This window comes from Micromonospora sp. WMMD967 (assembly GCF_029626165.1).
GTDB lineage: Bacteria > Actinomycetota > Actinomycetes > Mycobacteriales > Micromonosporaceae > Micromonospora > Micromonospora taraxaci.
In genome coordinates, this window is sequence record NZ_JARUBK010000001.1 from 1 (window position 1) to 20,195 (window position 20,195).

Consider the following 20,195-nt stretch of genomic DNA (forward strand, 5'->3'; position numbering starts at 1 on the left):
AGGCGACCACGTGGTTGTTGGTCAGCACGTACCCGTCGGCGCTGAGCACCACCCCGGAACCCTCACCGCTGTCGGTGGTGATCGAGACGACGCTGTCCTGCACGGACGCGGCGATCTTCGGCAGGTCCGCGCCGTTGATCACCGGTGCCGCCGAGTAGGTGCGGGTGACGCCGCCGCCGTCACCGTCGAGGGCCAGGGCGAGCGCGCCACCGGCGACGCCCGACCCGAGCATCAGGGCGAACACCGCGACGCCGGCCCCGGCGAACTTGGCGATCCGACCCGGCCGAGGGCCGCTGCCGGGCGGCGCGACCTGCGGGCCCCACGGAGGAACCGGCTGGCCCGGGTGCTGGGGGTGCTGCCCGGGGTGCTGGGCGTGCTGCTGGTGCTGACCCGGGTACGCCATGCCCGGCTGGCCCCCGCCGGCCCAGCCGGACTGCTGGCCCGGGTACCAGGGAGCACCGGGGTACTGACCGGCGCTCTGCTGCGGGTAGCCGGACTGGCCGTGCGCCGGGTAGCCGGAGACCGGGTACGGCGGCGCGGACGGGGTGGCGGCCGAGGGCTGGTAGGCGGTCGGCGGCTCGTACCCGGTCGGCTGGTGGGCGGGCGCGGAGGGGCCGGCCGGCGCGGGCGACGCGGTCGGGGTCACGGCGCTCGTCGGCGTGTCGTCACCGCTGGTGGAGACGACCTCGATGGGAGTGGTCGGGGAGTCGGACTGCGCGCGCTCGTCGCGCGGCAGCTCGGCGGTGGGGTGCGACGGCTCGGCGTCGGTGGGGGCCGGCCGGCGCTGCGGGTCGGACTCGAACTCGGTCATGGCACTACCTTCCCCCCCAGCTCTGCGATCAAGCTGGAACCGTCCTGGAAGTTGGCTGAAAGTCACTCGCCGGCGTCGTCGACCTGTGCCAGCAGCGGAAGCCGGACCCGGAAGGTAGCCCCGCCACCCGGCGTCTCGGCCACCTCGACCGAACCGTGGTGAGCCGCGACCAACGCCGCCACGATGGCCAGGCCGAGGCCGGTGCCGGTGTTGCCGTCAGCCCGCCGGGTCCGTGCCGCGTCCGCCCGGTAGAATCGCTCGAAGACCCGTTCGGCCTGCTCCGGGGAGAGGCCCGGGCCGGTGTCGGCCACCTCCACCACGGCGAAGCCGCCCGGTTCGCTGCGCAACCGCACACGGATCTCGGCGTCGGTCGGAGTGTGGGTCAACGCGTTGGTGACCAGGTTGCCGATCACCTGGCGCAGCCGCGCGTCGTCGGCGGAGACCACGAGCGGGCCCGCGTCGGGCGCGATCTCCAGCTCGATGCGCCGGTCCGGGGCGATCGCCCGGGCCGCGTGCACCGCGTCGGAGGCGAGCACCGGCAGCTCCACCGGAGTCAGCGAGAGCGGCCGTTCCCGGTCCAGGCGGGCGAGCAGCAGCAGGTCCTCCACCAGCAGTCCCATCCGCGCCGCTTCGTCCTCGATGCGGCGCAGCAGGCCGGCGGTCTGCTCCGGCGCGCGGGAGGCGCCCTGCCGGTACAGCTCGGCGAAACCACGGATGGTGGTCAGCGGGGTCCGTAGCTCGTGCGAGGCGTCCGCGACGAACTGCCGCATCCGCTCCTCCGAGCGCCGGGCCCGCGCCTCGGATGCCTGGGCGGAGGCCGCCGCGTCCCGGGCGGCGCTCTCCGCCCACCTCGCCGCGGTCTCCGAGGCTGCTCGGGCGGTGAACGCCACCTCGATCTGGGTGAGCATCGCGTTGAGCGCGCGGGAGAGCCGCCCCAGCTCGGAGGTGGGATGCTCCTGCCCCTGCTCCGGATCGGGCACCCGGCGGGTCAGGTCACCCCCGGCAATGGCGGCGGCGGTGCGTTCGATCTCCACCAGCGGTTTCAGGCTGGTGCGGACGATCGCCGCGCCGACCGAGGCCAGCATGATCAGCACCGCACCGCCGACCAGCAGGTCGATCCAGGCCAGTCGTTTGACGGCCTGGTCGACATCCGTCAGGTGCTGGCCGATCACGGCCATCTGGCCGTTGGGCAGCTCGGTGTAGAGCATCCGCCAGCGCACCGAGCTGTCCCGGGCCCGAACGGTGAACGGATTTCCCTCGCGGGCCTCGTCCTGCGCCTGGAAGCCGCTCGCGTCACTCGGCCACGGCGGCAGATCGTCCACCCCGAAGCGGGACGAGTCGTACAGGGGCGGTTGCACCCTGCCGGTCCGCGCGTCGGTCAGCACGACCACGTAGTCGCTGGGCAGCGAGACGGTGTTCGTCGACGGCGTGATCGACTGGATCCCCTTCTCCGTGATGGACTGGATTCCCTTGGCCGAGCTACGCAGCTCCAGGTCGATCTGGTCGACCAGGTAGTTGTGCAGGAAGTACGCGGTCGAGACGCTGATCACCAGCAGCGCGACGGCGACCAGCGCCAGCACCGAGGTGACCAGCTTGATCCGCAGTGGAACGCCGCGCACCCGCCCCTTCGCCTGCTGGACCGGGTTCACGCCGCCGGCTTGCGCAGGACGTACCCGACGCCACGGAGGGTGTGGATCAGCCGAGGCTGGGTGGTGTCGACCTTGCGCCGCAGGTACGAGATGTAGGACTCGACGATGTTGTCGTCACCGCGGAAGTCGTAGTTCCAGACGTGGTCGAGGATCTGCGCCTTGGACAGCACCCGGTTGGCGTTGAGCATCAGGTACCGCAGCAGCTTGAACTCCGTCGGCGAGAGCTGCACGCGCTGCCCGGCCCGGTGCACCTCGTGGGTCTCCTCGTCCAACTCCAGGTCGGCGAAGGTGAGCCGGGAGGGTGCCTGCTCGCCGGTCGTGGTGCGGCGCAGCACGGCGCGGATCCGGGCGGTCAACTCCTCCAGGCTGAACGGCTTGGTGACGTAGTCGTCACCGCCCAGGGTGAGGCCACGGATCTTGTCGTCGGTGGCGTCCCGGGCGGTCAGGAAGACCACCGGGGTACGCGTGCCGCCCTCGCGGAGCATGCGGATGACCTCGAACCCGTCCAGGTCCGGCAGCATCACGTCGAGGACCACCAGGTCGGGCCGGTGGTCCTTGGCGGCGTTGAGCGCCGCGCTCCCACTTGTCGCGGTGGCCACGTCGAAGCCCGCGAACCGCAGGCTCGCGGAGAGCAGTTCGAGGATGTTGGGGTCGTCCTCGACCACGAGGAGTCGCGCCTCGGTCTGGGTAGCGGGCATGGGCCCATCATCGGTGACATCACTGCGTCGGCGCTGGACGGTTCCTGCAAAAACCCTGTGAGTCGCGGTCGACTGGTTTTCCGACTCAGCGCAACAGGCGGCGCAGCCCGTCCAGGGCGCCGTCGAGCAACCTGATCGCGGTGCGGAGTTGCGTCTCGCTGAACCGTCGGGCGCGCACGAGTTGACCCACCTCGGAGGTGAACGCGGCCAGCCGCGTGTCGAACTCGTCGAGCAGCGCGGCGTGCGGCCCGGTGGCCGACGCCGGCCGGGGCGGCGGTGCGGGCGTCTCCCACCGGGTACGCCGGGTCTGCCGGGTGGCCTCGCTCAGCTCCCGCTTGAGGTCGCGTACCGACCCGCGTACCTCGCTGCGGATCTCGCCGGCCAGGCTGGAGAGGTCGGCCACCGAGGCGGCGATGTCCGCTTCCAGCTCGGTCAACTCGCCGGCCCGCTGGCGCAGCTCGGCACGACCAGCGTCGGTGATGTCGTACGTCTTGCGGCCACCGGCTGCGGTGTGGCTGACGAGGCCCTCGGCCTCCAACCGTTGGAGGCGGGGGTAGATGGTGCCGGCGCTGGGCGCGTAGAGCCCGAGGAACCGGTCCTCCAGAAGGCGGATCAGCTCGTACCCGTGCTTCGGGCCGTCGTCGAGGAGCTTGAGCAGGTAGAGCCGGAGCCGTCCGTGGCTGAACACGGCGGTCACGGCAACTCCTCCCCATCGTCGTCGACGGCTCGGGCGAGCAGGGCGATGCTCCCCGAGGTCGCGGAAGCCCAGAGCTTACCTTCGCCCGCGCCGAGCACCCCTTCACTGCTGCGCAGTGGGAACGTCGAGGTGCGGATCTGCGGAAAGCCACTGGTGATCCGGCCCGAGGCGGTCTGCAGTTGCACGGCGAGGTCGCTGTCCTCGCGGACCCGGACGGTGATGCCGCCCGAGATGGTGGTCAGCCGGATCTCGCTGCGTCGAGGGTTCTCCACCAGGTCGCAGGTGATCGCGCCGGAGACGGTCTGCGCCCGCACCCGGTCGGCGGCGCTGTCGGCGAGGATCACCTCGCCGGAGACCGTCTCCATGGAGAGGTCGCCACGGATGCCGAGCGCCTCCACCGGCCCGGACGTGATGGTCGCGGAGGTGTTGCCCCGCAGGCCCATCAGGGTGATCTGGCCGGAGACGACGTGCACTGTGGTCTGCCGGCGCAGGCCGGAGGCGACCAACGAGCCCGCGACCAGACCCAGATCGGCGAGGACGTCGGCGGGCACGGCGACGGAGACGTCCACCCGCGGGTACCGGTGGATCATCCGAAACCACCGCAGGACGTCCGACCAGCTCCGGCCGCGCTCCTGGCGGATGCTGAGCCGGCCGTCGGAGTGGTCGATCACTACCGGCCGGCGACCGACCTGGGTGACGTCGATCCGGGTCGGGCCGTCGGTGGCGACCACGTTGAGCCGTCCGCTCACCAGCCGGACGTCCAGCCGGGTGACCGGACCGTCCACGGTGAGCCGCTGCGGGCTCTCGACCGTCCATCCGGCCATGGCGTCCCCCTCTCGACGATGCGACACGCCGACACGTGCCACACCAGGAGACACTAACGCGATACATCGCGACATCACAAGATAGGTCGCGAGCCGCCAGACCACCAACCCCCAAGACCTCTGCCGAAACCCCCACACCACCCACGCCCGCCCGCCCCGCGCCGCCCGCGCCACCCGCCCCGCGCCGCGCCGCGCCGCGCCCAAGATCCGCGCAACTTCCCGGATGTTGCTGCCTCAGGCGCTCCGGAGGCAGCAACATCCCCGATCCTGCGCGGATCTTGGCGGGTGATCCCGCGGCGGAGGCCGCGGGGCGGGGGGCCCGGGAGGGCGCGGGGCGGGGGCCCGGGAGGGCGCGGGGCGGGGGCCCGGGAGGGCGCGGGGTGGAGGGCGGGGGCGGGGACGGGGGCGGGCGGGGGCGGGCGGGCTTAGGCCGCCAGGTCCAGGTCGCTTCCTGTGGTCGGCGTCGGGACGGGGACCGCCGGGGCCACTGTGGGAACCGCACGCAAGCGGGTCCGCGTCGCCGCGTCCGATGCGGGCAGCAGGTGTACGGCCGACTCGGCGGCCCGGGCCAGCAACCGCCGATCGGCGTCCCGGGCGGGGTGCAGTGCGGCGGCGATCGTCACCGAAACCACGATCTCCCGCGCCGCGACCACCCGGGCCACCGACCGCAGCAGGGTGTCCGCGCCGAGGAAGGCGGTCGCCGTGGTCGCGGAGCCGGTCGCGTCGCAGCGGTAGGCGAGCCGCAGCGGCACCACCGGGCTGCCTGCGTCGATCGCCGCCTGGAACGTCGCGGGCCGGAAACCACCACCAGGGCGGCAATCGTCGGCACCGTCACCCGCACACCAGGTCGTACCCTCCGGGAAGACCGCCACCGACCGGCCGGCGCGCAACGCGTCCGCGACCCGGCCGACGGTGCTCGGCAGTGCTCTCGGGCGGGACCGGTCCACGAAGACAGTGCCCGCCGCCGCCGCCAACAGGCCGACCACCGGCCAGGAGCGGATCTCCCGTTTGGCGACCATCCGGGTGGGCGCGACCGCCAGGACCGCGAGGATGTCCAGCCACGAGACGTGGTTGGCGACCAGCAGCGCCCGCCGTCGGGGCAGCCGGCCCCGGATCACCAGCCGGACGCCGAAGGCGCGAATGGTGGCCCGGGCCCAGCCGCGTACCGCCGCCTGCCGTTCCCGGGTTGGAAGCACCGGCAGCAGCAGCACCAGGCCGACCCCGGCGACCAACATGCCGGCCGCCGCCGCCAATCGCAGCGCCCGACGGGCCACCGGCACCGTGGGCACCTCACCGGCCACCGGCAGGCAGTCGTCGTCGCAGCCCGAGGAGGGCCGCCACAGGTCGTGCGCCACGGTGGTCACCGCTGCTCCCCGCCCAGGAAGTGCCGCAGGTACCGCGGGTTCATCCGGTCCAGCGAGAAGAGCACGTAGAAGTCCGCGCACCCGAAGTCGCTGTCGTACGCGGGTTCACCGCAGATCCACGCGCCGAGCCGGAGGTAGCCCCGCAGCAGCGGCGGCACCACGACGCGCCCAGCCGGCTCGGCGGCGGTCACCGGTGCGGCGGCCGCCGGTTCGGCGAACCAGGGTCGGAGCGGACGGACCCGCAGCGGCGGCGGCGACAGGTGCCGCGTCTGGGCCTGGGCCCAGACCTCGGCGACCGTCCGTCCACCGTCGTCCACCGGCACCGAGGCGCAGCCGCCGAGCCAGCGGGAGCCGCGCAGGTGCAGGTAGCGGGTCAGACCGGCCCACATCAGGTTGATCACCGCGCCGGAGCGGTGGTCCGGATGCACACAGGACCGGCCCGTCTCCACCAGGTCGTCGCGGAGGGAGTCGAGCGCGGTGAGGTCGAACTCGCCCTCGGCGTACCGGCGGGGGGTCCGGCCGGGCGGCAGCAGCCGGTAGGTGCCGACCACCGCGCCGGTGCTGTCCTCACGGACGATCAGATGGTCGCAGTACGCGTCGAAGGGATCCACGTCCAGCCCGGCCTGGCCGGGACGGAGGGTGGCGCCGAGCTCGGTGGCGAACACCTCGTGGCGCAGGCGTTGCGCGGCCGCGACCTGGGTGGGGTCGTCGGCGATCAGCAGGGTGTATCCGCTGGTCTTCAGGGGTGCGCCAGCGGCATGCAGAACGGCCATGGGATCTGTGTAGGTGCCTGGGTTGCCATTCACGGGGACCACCGGTGTCGATCGGATGAACGCCGGCAGGCGAGACCGCGAGCACCACAGGGTTCCGCCCGTGCGAGGCTGCCGGGACGGCCGGCGAGGACGCTGGTACGCCACCTGGAGGTCGACGATGCGCATCGAGTCCCGCTACAACGGGCCCACCGGCTCCGGCAACGGCGGATGGAGCGCGGGGGTGTTCGCCGCCGAGGCGGGCGGAACCGGGCCGGTCGAGGTGACACTGCGCCGACCACCGCCGCTGGAGACCGAGCTGCGGCTGGTCGACGGCGAGGTCCGGGACCCGGCGGGGGACCTGGTGGCCGAGGTACGCCCGGTCGACGCGGTCGATGCCGTCGTACCCCCGGTCGACCTGGAGACCGCGGTGGCCGCCGCGACCCGCTACCCGGGGCTGGTCGAGCATCCGTTCCCCGGCTGTTACGTCTGCGGACCGCAGCGGTCCGACGGGCTGCGGATCTTTCCCGGCCCCTTGCCGGACGGGCGGACCGCCGCGCCGTTCCGGGCCCCCGGACAAGTCAGCGAGGCCACGGTCTGGGCGGCGTTGGACTGTCCCGGTGGGTGGACGGTGCTCGCGCCCGGACGCCCGTACCTGCTGGGCCGGATCGCCGCCGTGGTCGCCGCGCTGCCGGCGCCCGGCGACGAGTGCGTGGTGACCGGGGCGCTGCTCGGCGTCGACGGGCGCAAGGCGACCGTGCACACCAGCCTGTACGGCCCGGACGGCGCGTTGCTGGGCGCGGCACGGGCGACCTGGATCGCCCGCTGATCCCGGTCGTCAACCGCAGGGAGGACCCGTCTCCACCCTGAGACGGATCAGGACATACGGACCGTGCCTGATTGACCTTGTTGCATTGGGCCGTCACGCTGTGCCACGGCGTACCTCGACGCCACGCACGGGAGGAGAACGATGACTGACGGGCAGAGAAGCCCCACCAGCGACGGTCAGATCGAGGTGTCCGGTCTGACAAAGCAGTACAAGAACGTCCGGGCGGTGAACAACCTGTCCTTCACCGTGGCGCCGGGGCGGGTGACCGGCTTCCTCGGCCCGAACGGCGCTGGTAAGACCACCACGCTGCGCATGTTGCTGAACCTGGTCACCCCGACCGCCGGCACGGCCACCATCAGCGGCAGCCGGTACGCGGACCTCGCCGACCCGCTGCGGCACGTCGGCGCGATCCTGGAGGCGTCCAGCGCGCACAAGGGCCGCACCGGCATCAACCACCTGCGGGTGATCTGCGCGGCGGCCGGGCTGCCCAAGCAGCGGGCCGCCGAGGTGCTGGAACTGGTCGGGTTGACCCCGGCGGCGAAGCGCAAGTTCAAGGGTTACTCGCTGGGCATGAAGCAGCGGCTCGGCATCGCCGCGGCGATGCTCGGTGACCCCCGGGTGCTGATCCTCGACGAGCCGGCCAACGGGTTGGACCCGGAGGGCATCCGGTGGATGCGTGGGTTCCTCAAGAACCTCGCCCACGAGGGTCGTACGGTGCTGGTCTCCAGCCACCTGCTGTCCGAGATGCAGCTGCTCGCCGACGACGTGGTGATCATCGCCGCCGGCCAGTTGATCCGGCAGGGCCCGGTCGACCAGGTGCTCGGGTCGATGGCACAGGGCGCGCAGGTCCGGGTACGTACGCCGCAGGCCGAGGCGCTGACCACTGCGCTCAAGGCGCAGTCGGCGACGGTGAACGTCGACGAGCAGGGCGTGCTGCTGGTCACCGGGGTGGACGCGCCGGCCATCGGCCGCGCTGCCCTCGCGGCCGGCGTGGAACTGCACGAACTGACCACCGAACGGCCCGACCTGGAACGGGTCTTCCTGGAGCTGACGGCCGGAAAGGCGGGCATCCGATGAACCTGGTCCGATCCGAGCTGCTCAAGATCCGTACCACCAACACCTGGTGGATCTTCGCGCTCATCTCGCTGCCGCTCTGGGCGCTCACCCTGCTGATCAACTGGCTGCAGGCCGACACCCTGACCAACGGCAACCTCGGCGAGGTGCCGGCCGACCAGGCCGACACCCTGGCGGCGGCGTCCAGCGCGGACGCGCTCTCCTCGAACCTGTTCACCACCGGGCAGTTCTTCGGCCTGCTGATCGTGATGCTGCTCGGCATCATCGTGGTGACCAGCGAGTTCTTCCACCAGACGGTCACCACCACGTTCCTCACCAACCCGCACCGCACCGCCGTGATGAGCGCCAAGCTGGTGGCGGCGGGCGTGCTGGCGCTGCTGTTCTGGCTGGTGACCACCGCGTTCAACCTGGTCGCCGGTTCGGCGGTGCTGAACGCCATCGGGCTCGACTCACAACTGGGCAACGAGGCCGCGTGGCGGGCGATCGGGTTGAACCTGCTCGCGTACCTGCTCTGGGCGGTGTTCGGAGTCGGCATCGGCGTGCTGCTGCGCAGCCAGATCGGTGCCACGGTGACCGGCATCCTGCTCTACCTGGGCGGCTCGATCGGCGCCATCTTCGTGATCGCCATCCTGGCCGACCGGTGGGGTGACTGGATCAACAACCTCCAGTTGCTGGTGCCGTCGCTGGCCTCGTCGCTGATGGTCACCGGGGCCGACATCCCGGGCAACCCGCCGCGCTGGGCCGGGGCCGCCGTCCTGATCGGGTACGCGGTGGTGACCGGCGTGGTCGGCACCCTGCTGATGCGTCGACGCGACATCTCCTGACCGGTGCCGGGGTGACGGCAGCGCCGCCGTCACCCCGGAACGCCGGCCCGGCTCACCCGCCAGGGCAGCTCCGGCCCGACCTACCCGCCGGGGCAGCCCCGGCCGCCGCTGCGCGGTATGCACTGGGTGACCGCCGGGGCGGGCTCGTCGTCGGCGGGCGTGTGGCCGATCAGGCCGCCGGTGGCCATCCGGCCGACCAGAACGACCAGCAGATACACCACCACCATGCCGCCGACCGCCCAGCGGAAGTGCCGGTGCCAGTCCCCCTCGCCGGCCAGCCACAGCCCGACGATCGGCAGCGCGTTGAGCAGGAGGGCGGCGATCAGCACGGCGTCGGTGCCGGCGCCGAACGCCTGCGCCGCCTCGTGGGTCGGCGCGTACGGCTTCGAGGTGCGCCGGATCAGGCCCACCACGAGCAGGAACGGCACCCCGTACAACCAGACGAAGAAGAGCCCTCCCAGGCCGAGCCGCCTCACGAGCGCCCCGCGTACACGGCCGCGCAGATCGTGACGGTGACCACTGCGGACAGGGTGCCGGCGAGCACCGCCGTCGGCACCAGCCGGACGACCAGCGCGGTCACCAGCGCCGTCACGACGAGCAACCCGGCGAGCACCGGCCCACCCCACACCAGCATGACCAGCGCCAGGGACTCCCCCGGCGACAGGCAACTGAACCAGGCCGAGCAGTCCGTCGGCGGCGGGCTCGGCACACTCGCCAGGCCCACCGCCACTGCCGCACCGACAGTCACGTACCAACCGGACGCCACCGCCACACTCCGGCCGTAGCGCCCCCGTACCCCGTTGTGATCCATGCGAAGGATCCTCACCGGACTCGCGGCGCGGAGACATCGGCATCCGTACTCAGTTGTCGGGCCTCATGGCCATCGCTAGCAGCCGGCGGCCGATCACGCAGCGGTTGGTGAACTTCTGGCATCTTCTGTGAAACCGGCCACGGGACCGAGGCGGAAATGCCTGCGGGATCCGCACGGCGTAGCCTGGGAACCGTCCAGTTCGCGCTCTCCTACCGGGCGCGAGGGACGCACCGCGTGCCACACAAACCCGCGTGAAAGAGGCGATTACCGGCCGTGTCGACCCAGCAGACTTCGCAGGAGAACCCACTAGCGGGTTTCGGCCCGAATGAGTGGATCGTCGAGGAGATGTACCAGCGCTACCTCGCCGACCCAACGAGCGTCGATTCGGCCTGGCACGACTTCTTCGCCGACTACCGCCCGGCACCCGGAGCGGCGACCCCGCGTGGGGCCGAGTCGTCGGACAAGCCGGCCGCCGCTCCCGAACCGGACGGTCAGCCCGAGGCAGCCGCCAAGGTCAGCCAGCCGAGCGCCCCAGCGAAGCCGGCGAGCGCGCCGGCCGACGCGAAGCCGGCCGCCGCCCAGTCGGCGCCGGCCAAGCCCGCTGCCACTGCTCCGGCCGCGCCCAAGGCCGCGCCGGAGAAGGCCAAGCCTGCCGCCAAGGCCGCCGCGCCGACCGCCGACGGTCCGCAGACCACGCCGCTGCGTGGCGTCGCCGCGAAGATCGTCCAGAACATGGACGCCTCGCTGAGCGTGCCCACCGCGACCAGCGTCCGCGCGGTCCCGGCGAAGCTGCTGGTGGACAACCGCATCGTGATCAACAACCACCTCGCCCGGGGGCGCGGCGGCAAGGTCAGCTTCACCCACCTGGTCGGCTACGCGCTGGTCCGGGCGCTGGTCCAGCACCCGGAGATGAACAACTCCTTCGCCGAGGCCAACGGCAAGCCGGCGATGGTCCGCCCGCCGCACGTCAATCTCGGCATCGCGATCGACCTGGCCAAGCCCGACGGCAGCCGCAACCTCGTGGTCCCCTCCATCAAGGGCTGCGAGCAGATGGACTTCCGGCAGTTCTGGCAGGCGTACGAGGACGTGGTCCGTCGGGCGCGGCGCAACGAGCTGACCATGGAGGACTACTCCGGCACCACGATCTCGCTGACCAACCCGGGCGGCATCGGCACCGTGCACTCGATGCCGCGGCTCATGCAGGGGCAGAGCGCGATCATCGGTGTCGGCGCGATGGAGTACCCGGCCCCCTACCAGGGCATGTCCGAGGCCACCCTGGCCGAGCTGGCCGTCAGCAAGATCATCACGCTGACCAGCACGTACGACCACCGGATCATCCAGGGCGCGCAGTCCGGCGAGTTCCTCAAGGTCATGCACGAGCTGATCCTGGGCGAGCACGGCTTCTACGACCAGATCTTCACCGCGCTGCGCATCCCGTACGAGCCGGTGCGCTGGATGCGCGACGTGGCGGTCAGCTCCGAGGGCCAGATCAACAAGACCGCCCGGGTGCACGAGCTGATCCACGCGTACCGGGTGCGCGGTCACCTGATGGCCGACACCGACCCCCTCGAGTTCAAGATCCGCAAGCACCCCGACCTGGACGTCCTCCAGCACGGGCTGACCCTGTGGGACCTGGACCGGGAGTTCCCGGTCAACGGCTTCGCCGGCCGCCAGCGGATGAAGCTGCGCGAGATCCTCGGGGTGCTGCGCGACTCGTACTGCCGCCGGGTCGGCATCGAGTACATGCACATCCAGGACCCGGAGGAGCGTCGCTGGGTCCAGGAGCGCATCGAGCGCAAGTACGAGAAGCCGTCGGCCGACGAGCAGAAGCACGTGCTCAACCGGCTCAACGCCGCCGAGGCGTTCGAGACGTTCCTGCAGACCAAGTACGTGGGCCAGAAGCGCTTCTCGCTGGAGGGCGGCGAGTCGCTGATCCCGCTGCTCGGTGAGGTCCTGGAGTCCTCCGCCGAGAACGGCCTGGACGAGGTCGTCATCGGCATGGCCCACCGGGGTCGGCTCAACGTGCTGGCCAACATCGTCGGCAAGCCGTACGAGAAGATCTTCTCGGAGTTCGAGGGTCACCTGGACCCGCGCTCGACGCAGGGCTCCGGCGACGTGAAGTACCACCTGGGCCAGAACGGCAAGTTCACCACCCCGGACGGCGAGCACGCGGTCAAGGTGTCGGTGGTGGCCAACCCGTCGCACCTGGAGGCCGTCGACCCGGTGCTGGAGGGCATCGTCCGGGCCAAGCAGGACCGGATCGACCTCAAGCTGGAGGGCTACACGGTGCTGCCGCTGGCGGTGCACGGTGACGCCGCGTTCGCCGGGCAGGGTGTGGTCGCCGAGACCCTCAACCTGTCGCAGCTGCGCGGTTACCGCACCGGTGGCACCGTACACGTGGTGGTCAACAACCAGGTCGGCTTCACCACCGCCCCGGAATACAGCCGGTCCAGCCTCTACAGCACCGACGTGGCCCGGATGATCCAGGCGCCGATCTTCCACGTCAACGGCGACGACCCCGAGGCCGTGGTCCGGGTCGCCCGGCTGGCCTTCGAATACCGGCAGACGTTCAACAAGGACGTCGTGATCGACATGGTCTGCTACCGCCGGCGCGGGCACAACGAGGGCGACGACCCGTCGATGTCCAACCCACAGATGTACAAGATCATTGACTCGAAGCGTTCGGTCCGCAAGCTCTACACCGAGGAGCTGATCGGTCGCGGCGACATCACCGTGGAGGATGCGGAGGAGCTGCTCCGCGACTACCAGGCGCAGCTGGAGAAGGTCTTCAAGGCCACCCGGGACGCCGCCTCGGCACCGCGCCAGCTCAACCGGCCGCGCCGCGAGGAGGAGCCGGAGCCGCAGGTCGACACGGCCACCGACGCGGCGGTCGTGAAGGCCATCGGCGAGGCGCACGTCAACCTGCCCGAGGGCTTCACGCCGCACAAGCGGATCCAGCAGCTGCTCGACCGGCGGGCCAAGATGTCCGTCGAGGGCAACATCGACTGGGGCTACGGCGAGATCATCGCGTTCGGGTCGCTGCTGCACGACGGGGTCACCGTCCGGCTCGCCGGTCAGGACTCGCGTCGCGGCACGTTCGTCCAGCGGCACGCCTCGGTGGTCGACTCCCGCACCGGGGACGACTACCTGCCGCTGAAGTCGCTCACCGGCGACGGCGAGCGCTCCCGGTTCTTCGTGCACGACTCGCTGCTCAGCGAGTACGCGGCGATGGGCTTCGAGTACGGCTACTCGGTGGAGAACATCAACGCCCTCGTCGCCTGGGAGGCCCAGTTCGGCGACTTCGTCAACGGCGCCCAGTCGGTCATCGACGAGTTCATCTCCTCGGGTGAGGTGAAGTGGGGCCAGCGTTCGGCTGTCACCCTGCTGCTGCCGCACGGCCACGAGGGTCAGGGCCCGGACCACACCTCCGGGCGGCCGGAGCGGTTCCTGCAGATGTGCGCCGAGGACAACATGCGGGTGGCCATCCCGACGACCCCGGCGAACTACTTCCACCTGCTGCGCCGTCAGGCCCTGTCGCCCAAGCGCAAGCCACTGGTGGTGTTCACGCCGAAGTCGCTGCTGCGGCACAAGCTCTGCGTCTCCTCGGTGGAGGACTTCACCACCGGCACCTTCCAGCCGGTGCTGCGGGACACCGCCGCTCCGGCGCCGGAGGCGGTGAAGCGGGTGCTGCTCTGCTCGGGCAAGGTCTACTACGACCTGTTCCAGGCCCGGCAGGAGCGCGGCGTCACCGACACGGCGATCCTCCGGATCGAGCAGCTGTACCCGCTGCCGGTGGAGGAGATCCGGGCCGCGCTGGCGCAGTACCCGAACGCGGAGGACTTCGCCTGGGTGCAGGAGGAGCCGGCCAACCAGGGTGCCTGGTCGTTCGTCGCGCTCAACCTGCTGGAGCACCTGACGGACGTGCGCCTGCGGCGGATCTCCCGCCCGGCCGCGGCCGCCCCGGCGGTCGGCTCGGCCAAGACCCACGAGGTCGAGCAGACCGCGCTGATCGAGGCGGCTCTCCCCCGCCCGTGACCTGACCGCACCACGCGAGCCGGGGCAGGGCCGTTTCCCACGGTCCTGCCCCGGCTCGCGTCGGTCCACCCACCCGCCGACCGCCCGGCCACCCGCCGGGCCGAACACGAGGACGTACGCGATGTACTTCACCGACCGTGGCATCGAGGAACTGGTCGAGCGCCGAGGCGACGAGCAGGTCACCTTGGAGTGGCTCGGCGAACGCCTGCGCGACTTCGTCGACCTCAACCCCGACTTCGAAACCCCCATCGAGCGGCTGGCCACGTACCTGGCCCGCCTGGACGACCCCGACGACGACGACGCATGATTCCGTTCCGCCCCCGGTGATCAAGAGCTTTCGGTCACCATGGGGGCCGGAACTGACGCGAACGTCTTGATCACCGAGTGTGGGGTGGGGGTGGGGTTGTGGCTCGGAGCGTTTATCTGACCAGCGTCGGTTCTGGTGGGGGGAAATCTACTGTCGCCCTTGGGTTGGCCGAACTGTTGTCGCGGCAGGTGGGGCGGATCGGCGTTTTTCGGCCACTGGTGGCCTCCAGCGGCGCGGACCCGATCCTCGCCCTGCTCAGCGAGCGGTACCGGGTCGAGGTGCCCCTCGCCGAACTGGCCGGGGCCACGTACGCCGAGGCGGCGACGCTGGTCGCCGACGGCCGGCGTGAGCAACTGATCTCCGCCGTCGTCGAGCGGTACCGGGCGGTGGAGCGGCAGTGCCCGGCGGTCGTCGTGGTGGGCAGCGACTTCGACGACCCGGGCGACCCGGCCCACCCTCGGGAGCTGGCCTTCAACGCCCGACTGGCCATCGAGTTCGGCAGTGTCGTGGTGCCGGTGGTGGACGGCTTCGGACAGGAGCCGGCCGCCGTGGCGGCGGCGGTACGGGGGGCGTACCACGACCTGGCCGACCTGGGCGCGACAGTGCTCGCGGTGATCGCCAACCGGGTGACCGAGCCGATGACGTTGCCGGACCTGCCGGTCCCCGCGTACGCCATCCCGGAGGTGCCGAGCGTGTCGGCGCCGACGGTGGCCGAGGTGGCGGCGGCGCTCGGCGCCACCCTGCTGGCCGGGGACGACGCCGCCCTCGGCCGGGACGTGCTGGACTTCGTGGTCGGTGCCGCCCACGTGCCGACCCTGCTGGACCACCTCACCGAAGGTGCCCTGGTGATCACCCCCGGGGACCGGGCCGACCTGCTCGTCGCCGCGAGCGCCGCGCACGTGGCCGGGCAGGTGTCGGTTGCCGGGCTGGTGCTCACCCTCGGCGAGCAGCCCGATCCCCGGGTCATGCGGTTGGTGGAGGGGCTGAACACCGGGCTGGCGGTGCTCTCCGTGCGCAGCGACAGCTACGACACGGTGGCCGCGTCAAGCCGGATCGAGGGTCGGCCCAGCGCGGCCAACCCGCGCAAGGTGGAGGCGGCGCTGGGCGCGTTCGAGCGCTGCGTGGACACCGACGACCTGGCCCGCCGACTGCGGGTCAGCCGCTCGGCGCGGGTCACCCCACTGATGTTCGAGAACGAGCTGATCGACAGGGCCCGTTCGCACCGTCGGCACCTGGTGCTACCTGAAGGCGCCGAGGACCGGATCCTGCGGGCGGCGGAGATCCTGCTGCGGCGTGGAGTGGCCGAGCTGACCCTGCTGGGCAGGCCGGACGACATCGCCCGCCGGACCCGTGAGCTGGGCGTCGACCTCGGCGACGCGAACGTGGTCGACCCCGTCACCAGCGGCTGGCGGGACGAGTTCGCTGTCGAGTACGCGCGGCTGCGCGCGCACCGGGGCGTGACCGCCGAGCTGGCGCACGACATCGTGGCGCAACCCAACTACTTCGGCACGCTGATGGTGGCGACCGGACGAGCCGACGGAATGGTCTCCGGCGCCACGCACACCACCGCCGCGACAATCCGGCCGGCGTTCGAGATCATCCGTACCGTGCCGGAGGTCTCGGTGGCCTCCAGCGTCTTCTTCATGCTGCTCGCGGACCGGGTGCTGGTCTACGGCGACTGTGCCGTCAACCGCGACCCGGACGCCGCGCAGCTCGCCGACATCGCGATCTCGTCGGCCGACACCGCCGCCCGGTTCGGCATCGAACCCCGGGTGGCCATGCTGTCGTACTCCACCGGCAGCTCCGGCGCCGGCGAGGACGTGGAGAAGGTCGCCGCGGCGACCGCCCTGGTCCGGGAACGTCGGCCCGACCTGCTGGTCGAGGGGCCGATCCAGTACGACGCGGCGATCGACCCGGCGGTGGCGGCGACGAAGCTGCCGGGCAGCCCGGTCGCCGGTCACGCGACGGTCTTCATCTTCCCGGACCTGAACACCGGCAACAACACCTACAAGGCCGTGCAGCGCTCCGCCGGGGCGGTCGCCGTGGGTCCGGTGATGCAGGGCCTGCGGCGGCCGGTGAACGACCTGTCCCGGGGCGCGGGGGTGCCGGACATCGTCAACACGGTGGCGATCACGGCCATCCAGGCGGCCACCGAGGAGGCGTCGTGAGTCAGGTGCTGGTGCTCAACTGCGGTTCGTCGTCGGTCAAGTGGCGACGGTACGACGGTGACCGGACGCTCGACCACGGCACCGTCGAGCGGATCGGTGAACCCGGTGGCGGTCCGGCGGACCACGCCACGGCCGTCCGGCAGATCCTCGACGGCCTCGACCTCGGCGGGCTGGCCGCGGTGGGGCACCGGGTGGTGCACGGCGGCCGGATGTTCAGCGCCCCGGTGCTGGTCGACGACGCGGTCCTGGCGGCGATCAGAGACCTGGTGCCACTCGCGCCGCTGCACAACCCGGCGAACCTGGCGGGCATCGAGGTGGCCCGGGCGGCGCTGCCGGACGTCCCGCAGGTCGCCGTCTTCGACACCGCGTTCCACCACACCCTGCCGGAGGCCGTCGCGACGTACGCGATCGACCGGGACGTCGCCGAGCGGTACGACATCCGCCGGTACGGCTTCCACGGCACCTCGCACGCGTACGTGTCCCGCCGCACCGCCGAACTGCTGGGCCGCCCGTACGACGAGCTGAACACGATCACCCTGCACCTGGGCAACGGGGCCAGCGCCTGCGCGGTGGCGAACGGTCGCAGCGTCGCCACCTCGATGGGCATGTCGCCCCTCCAGGGGCTGGTGATGGGCACCCGCAGCGGCGACCTGGACCCGACCGTCATCTTCCACCTGCGCCGGGAGGGTGGATTGTCGGTCGACGAGATCGACGACCTGCTCAACCACCGCAGCGGCCTGCTCGGGCTGACCGGCGTCAACGACATGCGTGAGGTGCTGCAACGCCGGGCGGCCGGCGACCCGACGGCGACGTTGGCGTTCGACGTGTACTGCCGGCGCATCACCGGCTACGTCGGGGCGTACTACGCCCTGCTCGGCCGCGTCGACGCGATCGCCTTCACCGCCGGTGTGGGCGAGCACGCCGCGCCGGTGCGGGCCGCCGCGCTGGCCGGTCTGGAACGCCTCGGCATCAGCGTCGACGACACCCGCAACGACGGCGAGGGCGACCGGGTGATCTCACCCGCCGGGGCTGAGGTGAGCGTCTGCGTCATCCGCACCGACGAGGAGCGGGAGATCGCCCGGCAGACCCGGGGCGTGGTGGAGGGCAACTGAACTGGTCAGTTGCCCTCCGGTCAGCTCAGCGCGAACCAGGCGACGGCGGCCACCACCAGCACGACGACGGCCGCGCCCACGATCAGGGGGAGCCGGGACGGGGCGTCCGTCGGCGCTGCGGCCTCCGGCGTCTGGGAGAAGGCACGGAACGCCTCGGTGTTGCCGCTGGGGTCGGTGTAGTTCTCAGCCATGCCGGTGACCCTAGCGAAGCTGGTCACGCGGCACCGTCCCCGGTCCGCGTCGTCTCAAGCCGGATCCGGCTGGTCGACGTGACCCGACCGGGTGGCGGGCGCAGCCGAGCCGGACGGTGGGGTGGCTACGCCCGCCCGGGCACCTACCGTAAAAGGATGGGGGCGGGGCGGCTGATCGCCGTGCTGATGACGGCGTTGGTGGCGGGTTGCGCGTCGGCGACGCCCGAGGCCGGCCAGGGTGAAGCGCCGGCGTCAGCACGTCGGGCGCCCGAGGGGTCGTACACCGTCGGCGTGCGTACGCTCACCCTCGATCCGCGCTCGGCGCGCCCACTGCCGGTGACCATCTGGTACCCGGTGTCGACCGACGGGGTGGCGGCCGGGCGGTTCCCGGTGGTGATCTACAGCCACGGGCTGCACAGCCGACCCGATCTGCACGCCGGGTTGACCACCCGCTGGGCGGCGGCCGGGTTCGTGGTCGCGGCGCCCGCGTACCCGCACACCCGGCAGGGCGCCGCCCAGTTCAGCAGGGCCGACGTCCGCAACCAGCCCGCCGACGCCTGGCGGTTGGTCCGGCACCTGGGCCGTCTCGACCGGCGTCGCGACGACCCGCTCGCCGGGCACCTGGACCTGACGGCGGTCGCCGCCGCCGGGCACTCGGCGGGTGGTTTCACCACCTCCGGGATGTTCAGCGAGGGGCACCCGGCCCGGTTGCGCGCCGGGATCGTCATCGCCGGCGGCGGGCTGCCCGGCAGCTTCGCGGGGCTGGCCGCGCCGGTGCTCTTCGTGCACGGCACCGCCGACGCGGTGGTGCCACTGACGGTCGGCCGGGCCGCGTACGGGCGCACCCGAGGGCCGGCCGCGTTCCTCAGCCTGCTGGGGCAGGACCACGGCGCGTACCTGACGCCGGGCCACCCGGGTTTCGCCACTGTCGTCGCCACCACCACCGACTTCCTCCGCTGGGCCCTCTACGGCGACCGGGCCGCCGGTGCGCGGCTGCCCGCCGGCGCCCGCTCCCCCCTGACCCGCTACGAATCCCGCCCGGCCCCGTGAGGCCGCCGGAGCTCGGTGGGCGGACCGCACCCGCCGGTACGGTGGCCCGGTGCACGAGCTGACGCGCCGCCAGTTGGCGAGCATCGCCGAGGTGGTCGGGCTGGCCGGGGCAGCCGGCATCCCGGTGTGGCTGCGTGGCGGCTGGGCGATGGACTTCCAGCTCGGCGCGGTGACCCGTCCGCATGTCGACGTCGACTGGTACTGCTGGCACGAGGACGCGAACCGACTGGCGACTCTGCTGCTGGCCCGTGACTGGCGGCTCGACCCGCGAATGCCGGTGACGACGCAACTCGACCTGTTCTCCGCCGACGTGGAGGCCAGCTTCGCCTATCTGGGTCGGGACAGCGACGGTCGACCGACGGTGGGTGGCGGTCCGTGGGCCGGCATCCCACTCCCGGCCGGAATGCTGGACGCGCCACCCGGTCGGATCGGCGCGCTCACCGTGCCGACGATCTCGGTGGCAGCTCAGATCGAGTTCAAGCAGATGTACCCGGTGTGGATGCCGGAACGTCCCCGCCGACCGAAGGACGTGGACGACCTGGCCCTGCTGCGTGCCGTTTCTGGTCGATCAGGTCCTCGTACACCCCGACCTTGAAGGTGATCAGGTCCAGGCACTGGGTGAGCCGACCGAGCTGGGTGGTGACGCGTCCGTGGTGCTCCTGGAGGAGCGCGAGACGTTCCTCCTCGTTGCCCGCGCCCGCACGAACAAGGTCGGCATAACGGCGCAGCGCGGGCAGAGGCATGCCGGAGGCGCGAAGGATGATGCAGACGGTCAGCCAGTCGACGTCGTCCTGGCTGTAGCTACGACGCCCGCCGGCAGCACGACGGATCGGGCTGACGAAGACACCTTGCTGCTCGTAGAAGCGGAGCGCGTGCACGCTCAGACCGGTACGCTCGGCGACCTGCCCGATGCTCAGACTCGCTGTGTCGTCAGCCATGCCGAGCAGGGTAACGAGGGTTGACCTAGAGCCGACTCTAGCTCCTAGGGTGCCACGTGATCGT

General features: G+C 71.8%; 19 protein-coding genes and 1 pseudogene. 9 read left to right on the forward strand and 11 right to left on the reverse strand.

The window, feature by feature from the left end; translation table 11 throughout:
- The 7 genes and pseudogenes from O7631_RS00005 to O7631_RS00035 all read right to left on the reverse strand — a co-directional run.
- Window positions 1-811, reverse strand: a pseudogene (locus O7631_RS00005) (peptidase S1); the annotation flags it as partial.
- A 62-nt stretch (window positions 812-873) separates the two neighbouring features.
- Entirely contained in the window at window positions 874-2,460 is a 1,587-nt protein-coding gene (locus O7631_RS00010; RefSeq protein WP_278142469.1) for a HAMP domain-containing sensor histidine kinase, read from the reverse strand.
- Window positions 2,457-3,158, reverse strand: a complete 702-nt coding sequence (locus tag O7631_RS00015; RefSeq protein ID WP_030336721.1) for a response regulator transcription factor — start codon at window positions 3,156-3,158, stop codon at window positions 2,457-2,459. Before O7631_RS00015 ends, O7631_RS00010 begins: the two co-directional genes overlap by 4 nt.
- 85 nt (window positions 3,159-3,243) lie before the next feature.
- Window positions 3,244-3,855 (reverse strand): PadR family transcriptional regulator, encoded by a 612-nt coding sequence (locus O7631_RS00020; protein WP_278142470.1) that lies wholly within the window; start codon window positions 3,853-3,855, stop codon window positions 3,244-3,246.
- A complete protein-coding gene (locus tag O7631_RS00025; RefSeq protein ID WP_278142471.1) occupies window positions 3,852-4,679 on the reverse strand; it encodes a DUF4097 family beta strand repeat-containing protein in 828 nt (275 codons plus the stop codon). The genes O7631_RS00020 and O7631_RS00025 overlap by 4 nt, the downstream gene beginning before the upstream one ends.
- Before the next feature lie 425 nt (window positions 4,680-5,104).
- Window positions 5,105-6,043: a lysophospholipid acyltransferase family protein gene (locus tag O7631_RS00030; protein ID WP_278142472.1), complete on the reverse strand. Its 939-nt coding sequence runs from the start codon at window positions 6,041-6,043 to the stop codon at window positions 5,105-5,107.
- The gene (locus tag O7631_RS00035) at window positions 6,040-6,816 is read right to left on the reverse strand and encodes a GNAT family N-acyltransferase (RefSeq protein WP_278142473.1); all 777 of its coding nucleotides are present in this window, start codon (window positions 6,814-6,816) and stop codon (window positions 6,040-6,042) included. The genes O7631_RS00030 and O7631_RS00035 overlap by 4 nt, the downstream gene beginning before the upstream one ends.
- Before the next feature lie 157 nt (window positions 6,817-6,973).
- On the opposite strand from O7631_RS00035, the gene O7631_RS00040 reads away from it, so the two are divergent.
- From O7631_RS00040 to O7631_RS00050, 3 genes are all read left to right on the forward strand, one after another.
- Window positions 6,974-7,621: a hypothetical protein gene (locus tag O7631_RS00040; protein ID WP_278142474.1), complete on the forward strand. Its 648-nt coding sequence runs from the start codon at window positions 6,974-6,976 to the stop codon at window positions 7,619-7,621.
- A gap of 141 nt (window positions 7,622-7,762) precedes the next feature.
- Window positions 7,763-8,698 (forward strand): ABC transporter ATP-binding protein, encoded by a 936-nt coding sequence (locus O7631_RS00045; RefSeq protein WP_278142475.1) that lies wholly within the window; start codon window positions 7,763-7,765, stop codon window positions 8,696-8,698.
- Window positions 8,695-9,519, forward strand: coding sequence for an ABC transporter permease subunit (locus O7631_RS00050; protein WP_088987815.1), 825 nt, complete (start codon window positions 8,695-8,697; stop codon window positions 9,517-9,519). The genes O7631_RS00045 and O7631_RS00050 overlap by 4 nt, the downstream gene beginning before the upstream one ends.
- Before the next feature lie 80 nt (window positions 9,520-9,599).
- Here O7631_RS00050 and O7631_RS00055 read toward each other — a convergent pair whose 3' ends face one another.
- On the reverse strand, window positions 9,600-9,995 hold the full coding sequence (locus O7631_RS00055) for a hypothetical protein (RefSeq protein ID WP_278142476.1): 396 nt from the start codon (window positions 9,993-9,995) through the stop codon (window positions 9,600-9,602).
- Entirely contained in the window at window positions 9,992-10,330 is a 339-nt protein-coding gene (locus O7631_RS00060) for a hypothetical protein (protein ID WP_278142477.1), read from the reverse strand. Before O7631_RS00060 ends, O7631_RS00055 begins: the two co-directional genes overlap by 4 nt.
- Before the next feature lie 273 nt (window positions 10,331-10,603).
- Between O7631_RS00060 and O7631_RS00065 the strand changes: the two genes are divergently transcribed.
- The 4 genes from O7631_RS00065 to O7631_RS00080 all read left to right on the forward strand — a co-directional run bounded on the left by O7631_RS00065 (window position 10,604) and on the right by O7631_RS00080 (window position 17,952).
- Complete coding sequence (locus O7631_RS00065; RefSeq protein WP_278142478.1) at window positions 10,604-14,365, forward strand: multifunctional oxoglutarate decarboxylase/oxoglutarate dehydrogenase thiamine pyrophosphate-binding subunit/dihydrolipoyllysine-residue succinyltransferase subunit; 3,762 nt, start codon at window positions 10,604-10,606, stop codon at window positions 14,363-14,365.
- A 121-nt stretch (window positions 14,366-14,486) separates the two neighbouring features.
- Window positions 14,487-14,672 carry a DUF6104 family protein gene (locus O7631_RS00070; RefSeq protein WP_088987811.1) on the forward strand — a complete coding sequence of 62 codons (186 nt, stop codon included), beginning with the start codon at window positions 14,487-14,489 and terminating at the stop codon, window positions 14,670-14,672.
- 98 nt (window positions 14,673-14,770) lie between these two features.
- A complete protein-coding gene (gene pta, locus O7631_RS00075) occupies window positions 14,771-16,840 on the forward strand; it encodes a phosphate acetyltransferase (protein ID WP_278142479.1) in 2,070 nt (689 codons plus the stop codon).
- On the forward strand, window positions 16,837-17,952 hold the full coding sequence (locus O7631_RS00080) for an acetate kinase (RefSeq protein WP_278142480.1): 1,116 nt from the start codon (window positions 16,837-16,839) through the stop codon (window positions 17,950-17,952). The genes pta and O7631_RS00080 overlap by 4 nt, the downstream gene beginning before the upstream one ends.
- A 20-nt stretch (window positions 17,953-17,972) precedes the next feature.
- Here O7631_RS00080 and O7631_RS00085 read toward each other — a convergent pair whose 3' ends face one another.
- A complete protein-coding gene (locus O7631_RS00085) occupies window positions 17,973-18,143 on the reverse strand; it encodes a hypothetical protein (RefSeq protein WP_278142481.1) in 171 nt (56 codons plus the stop codon).
- 156 nt (window positions 18,144-18,299) lie between these two features.
- Between O7631_RS00085 and O7631_RS00090 the strand changes: the two genes are divergently transcribed.
- Together O7631_RS00090 and O7631_RS00095 are read left to right on the forward strand one after the other, a co-directional pair.
- Complete coding sequence (locus O7631_RS00090; RefSeq protein WP_278142482.1) at window positions 18,300-19,193, forward strand: alpha/beta hydrolase; 894 nt, start codon at window positions 18,300-18,302, stop codon at window positions 19,191-19,193.
- Between the two features lie 49 nt (window positions 19,194-19,242).
- Window positions 19,243-19,788, forward strand: coding sequence for an aminoglycoside adenylyltransferase (locus tag O7631_RS00095; RefSeq protein ID WP_278142484.1), 546 nt, complete (start codon window positions 19,243-19,245; stop codon window positions 19,786-19,788).
- Here O7631_RS00095 and O7631_RS00100 read toward each other — a convergent pair.
- The gene (locus O7631_RS00100) at window positions 19,670-20,131 is read right to left on the reverse strand and encodes a MerR family transcriptional regulator (protein ID WP_278142485.1); all 462 of its coding nucleotides are present in this window, start codon (window positions 20,129-20,131) and stop codon (window positions 19,670-19,672) included. The two genes, O7631_RS00095 and O7631_RS00100, sit on opposite strands and share 119 nt — an antisense overlap.
- Window positions 20,132-20,195 lie beyond the last annotated feature (64 nt).

Bases quoted from the DNA above. Each gene is read 5' to 3' on its own strand.
- O7631_RS00035 (WP_278142473.1), bottom strand. From the start codon at position 6,816: ATGGCCGTTCTGCATGCCGCTGGCGCACCCCTGAAGACCAGCGGATAC.
- O7631_RS00100 (WP_278142485.1), bottom strand. From the start codon at position 20,131: ATGGCTGACGACACAGCGAGTCTGAGCATCGGGCAGGTCGCCGAGCGT.
- O7631_RS00015 (WP_030336721.1), bottom strand. From the start codon at position 3,158: ATGCCCGCTACCCAGACCGAGGCGCGACTCCTCGTGGTCGAGGACGAC.
- O7631_RS00060 (WP_278142477.1), bottom strand. From the start codon at position 10,330: ATGGATCACAACGGGGTACGGGGGCGCTACGGCCGGAGTGTGGCGGTG.
- O7631_RS00025 (WP_278142471.1), bottom strand. From the start codon at position 4,679: ATGGCCGGATGGACGGTCGAGAGCCCGCAGCGGCTCACCGTGGACGGT.
- O7631_RS00085 (WP_278142481.1), bottom strand. From the start codon at position 18,143: ATGGCTGAGAACTACACCGACCCCAGCGGCAACACCGAGGCGTTCCGT.
- O7631_RS00050 (WP_088987815.1), top strand. From the start codon at position 8,695: ATGAACCTGGTCCGATCCGAGCTGCTCAAGATCCGTACCACCAACACC.
- O7631_RS00040 (WP_278142474.1), top strand. From the start codon at position 6,974: ATGCGCATCGAGTCCCGCTACAACGGGCCCACCGGCTCCGGCAACGGC.
- O7631_RS00070 (WP_088987811.1), top strand. From the start codon at position 14,487: ATGTACTTCACCGACCGTGGCATCGAGGAACTGGTCGAGCGCCGAGGC.
- O7631_RS00090 (WP_278142482.1), top strand. From the start codon at position 18,300: ATGGGGGCGGGGCGGCTGATCGCCGTGCTGATGACGGCGTTGGTGGCG.
- O7631_RS00045 (WP_278142475.1), top strand. From the start codon at position 7,763: ATGACTGACGGGCAGAGAAGCCCCACCAGCGACGGTCAGATCGAGGTG.